Source organism: Pseudomonas sp. GD04158, from assembly GCF_029834875.1.
In the GTDB taxonomy this organism is placed as follows: domain Bacteria; phylum Pseudomonadota; class Gammaproteobacteria; order Pseudomonadales; family Pseudomonadaceae; genus Aquipseudomonas; species Aquipseudomonas hydrolytica.
The window spans coordinates 34,888-46,576 of the sequence record NZ_JAODYT010000036.1; the positions used below are offsets into that span (position 1 = coordinate 34,888).

Annotated in this window: 7 protein-coding genes and 1 pseudogene; all 8 read left to right on the forward strand. The window is 65.0% G+C overall.

Annotation, left to right across the window (positions count from 1 at the left end; genetic code table 11):
- Positions 1–289: 289 nt before the first annotated feature.
- Complete coding sequence (locus N7333_RS14690) at positions 290–910, forward strand: YjfI family protein (RefSeq protein ID WP_129481709.1); 621 nt, start codon at positions 290–292, stop codon at positions 908–910.
- A 13-nt stretch (positions 911–923) separates the two neighbouring features.
- Positions 924–1,619: a PspA/IM30 family protein gene (locus tag N7333_RS14695; RefSeq protein WP_003246139.1), complete on the forward strand. Its 696-nt coding sequence runs from the start codon at positions 924–926 to the stop codon at positions 1,617–1,619.
- Between the two features lie 60 nt (positions 1,620–1,679).
- Positions 1,680–2,321, forward strand: a complete 642-nt coding sequence (locus tag N7333_RS14700) for an OB-fold-containig protein (protein WP_129481708.1) — start codon at positions 1,680–1,682, stop codon at positions 2,319–2,321.
- A gap of 91 nt (positions 2,322–2,412) precedes the next feature.
- Positions 2,413–4,458 (forward strand): flotillin family protein, encoded by a 2,046-nt coding sequence (locus N7333_RS14705; RefSeq protein WP_003246135.1) that lies wholly within the window; start codon positions 2,413–2,415, stop codon positions 4,456–4,458.
- A 178-nt stretch (positions 4,459–4,636) separates the two neighbouring features.
- The gene (locus N7333_RS14710; RefSeq protein WP_129481707.1) at positions 4,637–9,871 is read left to right on the forward strand and encodes a DNA repair ATPase; all 5,235 of its coding nucleotides are present in this window, start codon (positions 4,637–4,639) and stop codon (positions 9,869–9,871) included.
- Positions 9,868–10,416 (forward strand): rhomboid family intramembrane serine protease, encoded by a 549-nt coding sequence (locus tag N7333_RS14715; protein ID WP_129481706.1) that lies wholly within the window; start codon positions 9,868–9,870, stop codon positions 10,414–10,416. The genes N7333_RS14710 and N7333_RS14715 overlap by 4 nt, the downstream gene beginning before the upstream one ends.
- Positions 10,417–10,432: 16 nt before the next feature.
- The gene (locus N7333_RS14720; RefSeq protein WP_129481705.1) at positions 10,433–11,122 is read left to right on the forward strand and encodes a phospholipase D-like domain-containing protein; all 690 of its coding nucleotides are present in this window, start codon (positions 10,433–10,435) and stop codon (positions 11,120–11,122) included.
- A pseudogene (locus N7333_RS14725) lies at positions 11,122–11,689 on the forward strand (AAA family ATPase); the annotation flags it as partial. The gene N7333_RS14720 and the pseudogene N7333_RS14725, both read left to right, overlap by 1 nt.

Genomic DNA, 11,689 nt, shown 5'->3' on the forward strand with positions numbered 1-11,689 from the left:
CCGGCGTGACCATGTGCGAGCTTGCTGGCCAATTGCCGCAAGTGCGAAGAGGTTGGCGCTTTTGCGCGTGCATCCTGATAGGGGCTGCGGTTTAATTCCCGCTGGCGAATGGAAGCGCTTGGCAAGTTCTCATGGATGTTTTCCCCTTCCTGATCTTTCCTTGAAGTCTCTCGTGTCGCCGGCCGTATCTGGTCGTTGACGGCGTCCGCCTGTCCGCTCGACGAGCGGTGCGAAAAGTATCACATGTGATGTATTGCGATATCACATGTGAAGGTCTAGGCTAGTTTCCATGGACAACAAATCATCAGCCCACTACCAGCGTCTTTACCGTCAGCGCCTGCGCGAGCAGGGTCTGGTCAAGAAGGAAGTCTGGATACTGCCCGAGCACGCGCCGCTGCTGGTCGCGTTCGAACGCAAACTGCGCCAGCCTCAGTCGACGCTGGCTTCGATGGAGAAGGAGGAAGGTATGAGCATGCCGCAGGTTTGGACCGCCCAGGCGCTGTATGACGCGCTGGCGGCGACGGAGCTGTTCCACAGCGGGCAGGCCGGCATCGAGCTGATCCAGGGCGCCGACGCCAGCTTGCACGTGACCATGCGCGAATACGGTGACCTGCCGCTATTCATCGCCGTGTTCGGCGAGCAGATCATCGTCGAGGCGCTGCTATGGCCCGCAACGGACGTCAAGGACGCCAACGCCTTCAACGAAGAAGTGCTGCGCACCCACAAGCTGTTCCCGCTGTCGTCCATCGGCCTGGAGAAGATGGTCGACGGGCGCGATTGTTACACCATGTTCGGCGCGCTCAGCTCATCCTCGACCCTGTCCGATGTGGTGTTCGAGATCGAGCTGCTGGCGGACAACGTGATCAAGGCCACCGAAGCCTACGAGGGCTTCCTCACGGCCAGTGCCTGAAAGGAGAAGTGCGATGAACGTCTGGAGCAAACTGCTGACGGCGCTGCGCGGCGGCGCCAATGAAGTGGGCGAGGCCGTGGTGGACAGCCAGGCCCTGCGCATTCTCGATCAGGAAATCCGCGACGCCGACACCGAGCTGCGTCGCTCCAAGGAAGCGCTGGCCGAGATCATGGCCAAGCACAAGCTGGCCAGCGACAAGGTGAGCAAGAGTGCGGCGAGCATCGCCGAATACGAGCAGTACGCACTCAAGGCGCTGGAAGCCGGCAACGAGACCTTAGCCAAGGAAGTGGCCGAGAAGATCGCCAACCTGGAGATCGAACTGGCCAGCGAGCGCGAGCAGGCCGAAGGTTTCGCCGCCAGCGTGGCGCAGCTGCGCAAGGCCGTGACCCAGGCCGAAGGCAACATCAAGCGCCTCAAGCAGCAGGTGGACACGGTCAAGGCCACCGAGAGCGTGCAGAAGGCGCAGATGGCCGTGGCTCAGCGTTACGGCGGCTCGCAAGCCAAGCTGCAGACCGCGGTCGAGTCGCTCGAGCGCATCAAACAGAAGCAGGCCGAGCGTGCTGCGAAGATGGAAGCCTCGGCCGAGCTGGCCGCTACCAGTGCGCCGGACGATTCGCTGGAAGCCAAGCTGCGCGCCGCCGGCATCAAGGCCGACAGCGCCAGTGCCGACAGCGTGCTGGCCAGGCTGAAGGACAAGGCCAAGTCCTGAGCGATGCGTAAACAACGGGGCGCTGGCGCCCCGTTTCCCTAACCCAGGGAAAAGGAAAAAATGGAACTCTTCCTGCAGACAGCGCTGTCATTTCCCACCGCCATCTACAGCTTCCTGCTGTGCGTGGCGGTCATCTATTGGCTGGTCGTCGCCGCCGGCTTGCTCGAGGTCGACCTGCTCGACGTCGAGGCCGATTCGGTAATGGATGGCGCCGGCCAGACCGAAGGCCTTGCCGGCCTGCTCTACAAACTCAAGCTCGACGGCGTGCCGGTCACTCTGGTGCTGACGCTGCTGTTCTTCTTTGGCTGGTTCATCTGCTACTTCATCGAGCTGTGGCTGCTGCGCCACCTGCCGCTGGGCATTTTGCGCTACCCGTTGGGGCTGGTGGTGATCGCCGGTGTCTTGGTCGTGGCCGCACCGCTGTGCGCGGCGATCTGTCGGCCGCTGCGTCCGCTGTTTCACAAGGTCGAGGCGATCAGCAGCAAATCCGTGCTGGGGCAGGTAGCGGTGGTGCGCAGCGGCCGAGTCACCGCCAGCCATGGCGAAGCGGTGCTGGAAGATGGCGGCGCCGGGCTGATCCTGCGCGTGCGTGCCGACGAGGCGCTGGGCTTCAAGCGCGGCGACCGTGTGGTGCTGCTCGAATACCTGGCGGCCGAACACGCCTACCGGGTGATTACAGAAGAAGAATTTCGAGGCGTATAGCCTCTGCCGACAATCCGTACGTCACAGATGGCCGGCAGGCTGGGGCATCGCCGAGCCGGTCTGGAACACTTAGCAAAGGAGTACAGCTGTAATGGAAAACGTCATTCCCTTCCTCGTCGGAGCAGGGCTGGTCGTCCTCTTCGTGATCGCCCTGATCGCACTGTTCAAGGCTTTCTATATCAAGGTTCCGCAGGGCACTGCGCTGATCGTCAACGACATGAGTTCGACGCCCAAGGTGCATTTCACCGGCTCCCTGGTGTATCCGGTCATCCACCTCAAGGAGTTCATGAAGATCTCCCTGATCACCCTGGAAGTCGACCGCCGCGGCAAGGACGGCCTGATCTGCCGTGACAACCTGCGCGCCGACATCACCGTGGCCTTCTACCTGCGCGTCAACGAGACCCAGGAAGACGTGCTCAAGGTGGCCAAGGCCATCGGCGTGGAGCGCGCCTCCGACCGCGGTGCGGTCAACGAGCTGTTCAACGCCAAGTTCTCCGAGGCGCTGAAGACCGTCGGCAAGCAGTTCGACTTCGTCCAGCTGTTCGAGAACCGTCAGGAATTTCGCGACCGCATCGTCGAGGTGATCGGCAACGACCTCAACGGCTATGTGCTGGAAGACGTGGCCATCGACTACCTGGAGCAGACCTCCAAGGTGTCGCTGGACCCGAGCAACATCCTCGACGCCGAGGGTATCCGCAAGATCACCGAGCTGACCGCCGCGCAGAACGTCATCACCAACGAACTGGAGCGCAACGAGGAGCTGGCGATCAAGAAGAAGAACGTCGAGACCCGCGAGGCGACCCTGGCCCTGGAGCGCCAGCAGGCCGATGCCGAGGCGCGGCAGAAGCGCGAGATCGAGACCATCCGTGCCCGCGAGGAAGCCGAGACCCTCAAGGTGCGCGAGGAAGAGCGGCTGAAGGCCGAGCAGGCGCGCATCCAGACCCAGCAGGAGCTGGACATCCGCGCCGAGAACCACCAGCGCGAGGTGGAGGTTGCGCAGCAGAACCGCCAGCGCGCCGTGGTCATCGAGGTGGAGAAGGTTACCCGGGCCAAGGACCTGGAAGTGGTCGCCCGCGAGCGCGAGGTCGAGCTGCAGCGCATCGAGAAGGAAAAGGCGCTGGAAGAAGAGCGCAAGAACATCGCCGGAGTGATCCGCGAGCGCGTGGCGGTGGAGAAAACCGTCGCCCAGGAAGAGGAGCGCATCAAGGAAGTGCGCGAGGTGTCCGAGGCCGAGCGCATGAAGCAGGTGGTAGTGCTCAACGCCCAGGCCGAAGCCGAGCAGGAGCTGGTGCGCCAGGTCAAGCAGGCCGAAGCCGACGAGGCGCGTTCCAAGCACAAGGCCGTGGAAATCAACACCCTGGCCCAGGCCGAACTGGAAGCGGCTGCCAAGAGCGCCGAGGCCAAGAAGAAGCTGGCCGAAGGGATCGAGGCCGAGCGTGCTGCACCGGGTCTGGCCGACGCCAAGGTGCGTGAAGTCACCGCCGCGGCGAAGGAGAAGGAAGGTCTGGCCGAGGCTCGCGTGCAGGCCGAGCGTCTGATCGCCGAAGCCAAGGGCGAGCAGGAGAAAGGCCTGGCCGAGGCGCGTATTCTCGAAGCCCAGGCCTCCGCCAAGGAGAAAGACGGCCTGGCCGAGGCTAAGGTGCTGGAAGAGAAACTCACCGCCCAGGCACGTGGCGAGGAGCAGCTGGGCTTGGCCAAGGCCAAGGCGACCAAGGAGCAGGGCTCGGCCGAAGCGTCGATCCTGCTGGAGCGCCTGAGCGCCGAAGCCGAAGGTCTGGGCAAGAAGTTCGGCGCGCTGGATTCGCTCAGCGACGCGGCCCGAGCTCACGAAGAGTTCCGCATGCAGCTGGAGAAGAGCTTCGAGGAAGCCATGGCCGCCATCGCCGCGAACAAGGACATCGCCAAGGACCAGGCCGAAGTGCTGGCCGCGGCCATGGCCAAGGCGAAGATCGAGATCGTCGGCGGCGAAGGCGACTTCTTCAACTCCTTCGCCAAGTCGCTGTCGGTGGGCAAGGCCATCGAAGGCGTGGTGGGCAAGAGCCCGGTGGTGCAGGACGTGATTTCCCGTCTGCTGGCTGGCAAGGCGGCCGCGCCTCAGGCGCCTGTCAGCACGGGTAATGGCGTGGGCGAGGCCTGACCTTGACTCCCCCGGTATTGCCGGGGGAGGCACGAACCATTCGAACCGCGCTCAATGCTTGTGTAGGAGCCAGCTTGCTGGCGATCGGAGGGTGAGGATCGCCAGCGAGCTGGCTCCTGCAGGCATATTGACCATGGGCTAATGACTGCCCTGATGCCGCCTATCCAGGAAGAACACGATGTCGGACGCACAAACACAGGACGTATTGGACAAGGCCGTTGCCGAAGGTGGCGCCTACGAGGTGCTGCACCGGCGCCTGCAGGAGCAGGGCCAGCGCCTGCGCGCTCTGACCGAGGCGCTCAATGGCCAGCGCCTGGCCGAATTCGGCAGCAGCGCGATGGAGGCCATCGGCCGGGTGCGCATCCGCACCGAGCACAACTGCATCGCCCGCGATATCGTCCAGGTCGGCGAGTGCCTGCTGTTCGGCTACAACGTGTTTATCGGCCTGAAGAAGGAAACCGGCGTCGCCGACGTGTTTTCCCTCTATCGCCTGGTGGAAACCCCCGAAGGCTATGACGCCGAACCGGTGCCGCTGGAGGGCAGTTTCCTGGCCCAGGCCAGTTTCGCCGCCGATTTCAACGAGCTCTACACCTACTACAAGAACACCCGTCTGCTGCAGCTGGCCATCCGCGATGGCAAGCTGCTGGCGAGTTTCCAGATCGGCGAGCGGGTCAGCGACATCCGCGTGTTCCGCTGGTCGATCTCGGTCGATGGGCGCGAAGTGCGCTATATCGACAACCGCGGCGAGCGCGATATCGCGCTGCCGGCGCCGTTCGATTTCGAATGGCAGAAAACCTCCCGCGAAATGGTGGTCATGGGCCGCCATCCGCATCTGAACATCCTCGACACGGTGTTCGTCGAAACCGTCGGCGGCGACCTGACCATCAAGGTCGAGAACAATACCCAGGACGGCCAGGGCATCTACCGCGAGCCGGTGGTGGACAAGACCCAGTCGCTGGACGACGCGCAGGTCGAGTACGCCCGCCTGGGCAGCCTGATCCTGCTCAAGATCCTGCCGTACCGCGAGGAGCAGTGGCGCTACCTGGTGTTCAACAGCCTGACCAACAAGGTCGAGCGCATCGACGCCATCGGCCTGGCCTGCGTGCAGCTGCCGGAAGACCACGGCATCATCTTCCCCGGCGGCTACTACCTGCAGAGCGGCGAGTACAAGACCTTCGAGCAGCCCATGGGCGGCATGCGCTTCAAGCGCTCGGTGCGCTCGCCCAACGGCGAGGACGTGCAGTACATCTTCTACCACCCGGAAGAAGGCCGTTCGGCGCTGTTCACCTACAACATGATCAACCGCCAGTTGCACAACCCGATCTTCGGCCACGGCTATGCGCGCCTGGAGGACGGGCGCATGGTGATCTTCGCCGCCGAGGGTAGCGAGCCGACGCGCATCCACCCCATGCAGATCTGGCAGACGCCGTTCGAGAGCGACGACTACGCTGCCCGCCAGCCGGCGCGCAGCGGCTTCTTCGGCCGTATCGGCAATGCCGAGCTGGTGCGCGGCGTGTCTGATCTGCTCAATCTCAGTCGCGAGATCGACAGCCGCGAAGTGTCGGTGACGCGCTACACCCAGCTGTGCCAGAACACCCGCCGTCTGTTCGACGTCTATCACTGGCTGGGCGATGCCCAGTGCGCCGAGCTGGCGCCGCTGCTGCGCGAGATCGCCGCCACGGGCGAGCTGGTGCTCGACGAGTTCGAGAAGGTCGAAAGCATCCGCCAGCAGTCGGCCCGTGCCATGGCCGAGGCCGAGACGCGGCAGAAGGGCCTGCTGTCGAGCCTGCTGGTGGACAGCTGGGACGAAGTGCGCCTGTTCGTCGACGCCCTCAATGCCATCACCGCCCAGCGCGGCCAGCTGCTGACCATCCGCGACTATCGTTACATCGACGTGGCGCGCATCGACGCCATGGAGACCGAGCTGCTCGAGGCGCAGGAACGTGTGGCGGCTGCCACCTCCGCCTTCCTCGCCAGCGACGCCGCGCTGCAGCCCTACGTGCAGCGCCTGGGCGAGCTGGACGGCCTGGCGCAGAAGGCCGAGACCGTCACCCAGTTGAACGAGCCGCTGGTCGAGATGCAGGACATGGCCGGCAACCTCGACATGCTCTCCAGCCTGATGGCCTCGCTGGCCATCGACGACGCCACCCAGCGCACCCGTATCGTCGAGTCGATCTCCGAGGTCTATGCCCGTCTCAACCAGGCCAAGGCCCGTGCCGAGCAGCGGCGCAAGGGCCTGGGCTCGGCCGAGACCGTGGCGCAATTCGGCGCCCAGTTCAAACTGTTCAGCCAGGGCATCACCAACGCCCTGGCGCTGGTCCAGGACCCGGAGAAGTGCGACGAGCAGCTGTCGCGCCTGCTGGTGCAGCTCGAAGAGCTGGAAAGCCAGTTCGGCGATCATGAAGCGTTTCTCGGCGACATCCTGAGCAAGCGCGAGGAGCTGCTGGAGACCTTCGAGGCGCACAAGCAGAGCCTGCTCGACGAGCGCCAGCGCCGCGCCCAGGGCCTGTTCGACGCCGCCCTGCGCATTCTCGAAAGCCTGGGGCGGCGCACCGCGCGGCTGAACCAGATGGAGGAACTCAACGCCTTCTTCGCCGCCGACCCGCTGATCCTCAAGCTGCGCGAGATGGCCGAGCGCCTGCGCGAGCTCAAGGACAGCGTCAAGGCCGACGACATCGAGGCGCGTTTGAAGGGCGCCCGTGATCAGGCGGTGCGTGCCCAGCGCGACAAGAGCGAGCTGTTCGAAGACGGCGGCAACGTCATCAAGCTCGGCCCGCGCCATCGCTTCAGCGTCAACACCCAGGAACTGGATCTGACCCTGCTGCCGCGCGGCGATCAGCTCTACCTGCACCTGACCGGCACGGATTTCCTCGAACCGCTGGCCAATGCCGAGCTGGAAAGCCTGCGCGACTACTGGCAGGTGTCGCTGGAGTCGGAGTCTGCGCAGCTCTACCGCGCCGAATACCTGGCCGGTGAAGTACTGGCGGCCGCCGAAGCCGGTCGCGACGAACTGAGCCTGGATGGCCTCAAGCAACTGCTGGCCGACCCCGAGGCGCTGACCCGGCGCATTCGCGATTTCGCCGCGCCGCGCTACAAGGAAGGTTACGAGAAGGGCATCCACGACCATGACGCGGCGCTGATCCTCGCCCGCCTGCTGCCCCTGCGCGAAAGTGCCGGCCTGCTTTACCACCGCCCGCAGGCACGTGGCTTCGCCTGCTTCTTCTGGGGCCAGGTGCACGCCCTGGATGCGGCAGCGCAGTGGCCGGAGCGCGCGCGTACCAGCCTGCATATCCAGCAGCTGTTCGGCCGTCGTGAAGGCCTGGAGCAGCTGCAGGCGGAAATCGCAGCGGCCATGGCCAGCTTCGCCGAGGCCCAGCAGCTGGCGCAGCAGGGCGACACCCTGAACGAGGCCGCCGAGTACCTGGTGCAGGAACTGGCCGCCGAGCGCATCGAATTCACCTTCAGCAAATACGCCCGCGAGCTGCTCGCAGCGCTGCAGACGCGTCTGGAAACGGCGCGGGTGTGGGATGGCTACCAGCAGACCCTGGCGCGCCTGCAGGATCGCCCCGCGGCGCAGTGGGCGCTGGTGGACAACTGGCTGCAGGGCCTGTGCAGCCAGGGCGAGCAGGTCGAACTGAGTGGCTACATCGCCGAGGCCGTGGCCCTGGCGCTGTTGCCCGAAGCGGTGAAGCACCGCGTCACCGAGGTCGACCTGCGCTTTGCCGTCGAGGGGCTGATGGGCGATCACCCGCGCATCGCCGAGCAGCGTCTGCAGCTGGCTCTGGACGACTACTTCGCTCGCCTGGGGCTGCATCGCCGGCACTTCCTGCCCAACCTGGCCCGCTACCAGGCGCTGCGCCAGGAAGTGATCAACCGCGAGCGCGAGGCGCTGCGCCTGGCCGAATTCAAGCCGCGGCCGCTGTCGTCCTTTGTGCGCAACAAGCTGATCAACGACGTCTACCTGGGCTTTATCGGCGACAACCTGGCCAAGCAGATGGGCACCGCCGGGGAGAACAAGCGTACCGACCTGATGGGCCTGTTGATGCTCATCTCGCCGCCCGGCTACGGCAAGACGACGTTGATGGAATATGTGGCGCATCGTCTGGGGCTGATCTTCATGAAGATCAACGGCCCGGCGCTGGGCCACGAGGTGCGCTCGGTGGACCCGGCGCAGGCCCCCGACGCCACCTCGCGCCAGGAGCTGGAAAAGCTCAACCTGGCGCTGGAGATGGGCAACAACGTGATGCTCTATGTCGACGACATCCAGCACACCCACCCCGAGTTCCTGCAGAAGTTCATCTCGCTCTGCGATGGAACGCGGCGCATCGAGGGCGTGTGGAAGGGCCGCACCAAGACCTACGACATGCGCGGCAAGAAGTTCTGCGTGATCATGTCCGGCAACCCCTATACCGAGTCCGGTGAGCTGTTCAAGATCCCCGACATGCTGGCCAACCGTGCCGACATCTACAACCTGGGCGACACCCTGGGCGGCATGCAGGAGGCTTTCGCCCTGTCCTATATCGAGAACAGCCTGACCTCCAACCCGGTGCTGGCGCCGCTGGCCACCCGCGACATGGCCGACGTCTACCGCTTCGTCGCCAAGGCCGAGGGCAAGCCGTTCTCGGCCAACGAACTGAGCCACACCTACAGCGCCGCGGAGATCAACGAGATCACCGCGACCCTGCAGCGCCTGATGCAGATTCGCGACGTGGTCGGGCGGGTCAACCAGCAGTACATCGTCAGCGCTGCGCAGGCCGACCAGTACCGCACCGAGCCGCCGTTCAAGCTGCAGGGCAGCTACCGCAACATGAACAAGATGGCGGAAAAGATCAGTTCGGTGATGAACGACGCCGAGCTGATGCAACTGATCGCCGACCATTACCAGGGCGAATCGCAACTGCTTACCAGCGGCGCCGAGGAAAACCTGCTCAAGCTCGCCGAGCTGCGCGGCAATATGACCGAAGAACAGCGTGCCCGCTGGGCGCAGATCAAGCGCGATTTCATGCGCAACAAGGCCATGGGCGGCAGCGACAGCGATGTCGGCGGTCGCGTGGTGGCCCAGCTCAACGACCTGGTGGAGAGCGTGCGCGGCCTGGCCGTGGGCAAGCCGGCCAGCGAGGCGCCGAGCGTACCCTGGGAGCAGTTGCTGGCCGGCCTGGACAATCTCGGCAGGCTGCGCCCGCAGGTGGAGGTGGTCGCACCGCCGCAGCCGGGTACGCAGAAACTGCTGGAAAGCCTGGCCGACAGTCTGGAAAACAGCTTCCTGCCGTTGATCAGGGCGATGGACAAGAAGATCGACATCGATCTGCGTACGCACAACCGCATGCTGGAAATTTCCACCCAGCTGCGCGATCTCAGCGCGCACCTGGGGCAACAGCAGCGTACTGACGTTGCGGACGATGAGGCGCCGTGAGACGAGGTCGGCTGGCGGAGCTGCAGCCGCTGGCGCTGATCGCCGGCGGCATGCTGCTGGTGCAGCTGGTCAATGGCATCTTCGCTGGTGCCCTCAACGTCTGGGGCCTGGTGCCCCGGCACGTCGAGGCGCTGCCCGGCATTCTCCTCGCGCCCTGGCTGCATGGCAGCTGGGCGCATCTGCTGAGCAATCTCAGTGGCCTGCTGGTGCTTGGCAGCCTGTTGCTGCTGCGCTCGCGCCGCGACTTCTGGTTCGCCAGCGCCTTCATCATCCTCGGCAGCGGGGCGCTGGTCTGGCTGTTCGGCCGCACCGGCCTCCATATCGGCGCCAGCGGCTGGCTGTTCGGCTTCTGGGGGCTGCTCCTGGCGCGCGCCTGGTTCGAGCGCAGCCTGCTCGACCTGCTGCTGGCCGCGCTGGTGTTCTTCCTCTACGGCGGCTGGTTCTTCGGCCTGCTGCCGAGCGCCGGCGTCTCCTTCGAGTACCATCTGGCTGGAGCTTTCTGCGGTGTTCTGTATGCCGCGCTAAGCCGTCGCCGCATTCAATGACGAAAAGGGATTTCATATGGACTTCAACCGCCTCGACCAGCAACTGCGCGACAGCCTGGCCGACCTGCGCCTGAGCAACGAGGAGCGCGACGAGCTGCGCCAGCTGGGCAGCGAGCTGAATCAGGATCAGGTGCGCTTTATGCGCAACCGCGCCTTCGGGCTTGCCCGCGAGCTGATGCGCGAGCCGGAGAACGTCGAGCCGGCGCTGAAGTGGCTGGAGCAGGTGATCAAGACCCTCGACAGCGTCGGCAGCGCGCCGCGCGTGGAGCATGCCAGCGCCCATTTCAGCCCGGGCGAGAGCTGTCGGCGCAAGATTCGCGAGCTGTGCCGCCAGGCGCGCAAGAGCGTGGATATCTGCGTCTACACCATCTCCGACGATCAGCTCAGCGAGGAAGTCCTCGCCTGCCATCAGCGCGGCATCGCCGTGCGGGTGATCACCGACAACGAAAAGCAGTTCGACGAGGGCAGCGATATCCAGTGGCTGCGCGACAAGGGCGTGCCGCTGCGCATCGACGCCGGGCCTTTCCACATGCACCACAAGTTCGCCCTGTTCGACGGCCGCCTGCTGCTCAACGGCAGCTTCAACTGGACGCGCAGCGCCACCACCAGCAACGAGGAAAACCTGCTGGTGATCGACCATACGCAGCTGGTGGCCGCCTATACGCGCGAGTTCGACAAGCTCTGGGCCCGCTACGCAGGTAACTGATGAATCACCCTCACGCTCGCCAGCTCCTCGGCTTCTATCGCAGCTGCTACCTGGCCGACAGTCGCGACCTGGATCTGGACAACCTCGGCAAGCTGCCCGCTAATCGCTGGGCCTGGCTCGACGGGCGCGAGGAGCTGGCCAGCGGTGCGCTGACGCTGCTGCCGCTGGCGACCGACCTGGGGCGGGTACTGGCCGAGGCGCAGAATCTGTACCAGCGCGAACTGCAACTGGTCTACGGCGTGCTGCCGATCTGTGGCCCGCTGCAGCTGGAAAGCGGTGGCGCGCAAACGGTCTGCGGGCCGTTGTTCTACTACGAGGCCAGCCTGCAACCGACGGCGGACGGGCAGAGCCAGTTGCTTGCCATCGATCTGCAGCGGGCACACGGCAACTGGCGCCTGCTGCGCCGTCTGTTCGACGAGAGTGGCGCAGGCAGTCTCGATGGCTTGCCGCTGCCGGAGGCCGCACTGGATGCCGTCACGTTGGGCCAGCTGCTGGCATGGGTGCAGCGCAACACCCAGGTTCGCGAAGTCGGCGAGGCGGCGGCCTTCCCGCTATTGGCCGAGGCCG

Excerpts from the sequence above, each read along its gene's own strand:
- N7333_RS14695 (WP_003246139.1), top strand. The coding sequence starts at position 924 with ATGAACGTCTGGAGCAAACTGCTGACGGCGCTGCGCGGCGGCGCCAAT.
- N7333_RS14710 (WP_129481707.1), top strand. The coding sequence starts at position 4,637 with ATGTCGGACGCACAAACACAGGACGTATTGGACAAGGCCGTTGCCGAA.
- N7333_RS14690 (WP_129481709.1), top strand. The coding sequence starts at position 290 with ATGGACAACAAATCATCAGCCCACTACCAGCGTCTTTACCGTCAGCGC.
- N7333_RS14720 (WP_129481705.1), top strand. The coding sequence starts at position 10,433 with ATGGACTTCAACCGCCTCGACCAGCAACTGCGCGACAGCCTGGCCGAC.
- N7333_RS14700 (WP_129481708.1), top strand. The coding sequence starts at position 1,680 with ATGGAACTCTTCCTGCAGACAGCGCTGTCATTTCCCACCGCCATCTAC.
- N7333_RS14705 (WP_003246135.1), top strand. The coding sequence starts at position 2,413 with ATGGAAAACGTCATTCCCTTCCTCGTCGGAGCAGGGCTGGTCGTCCTC.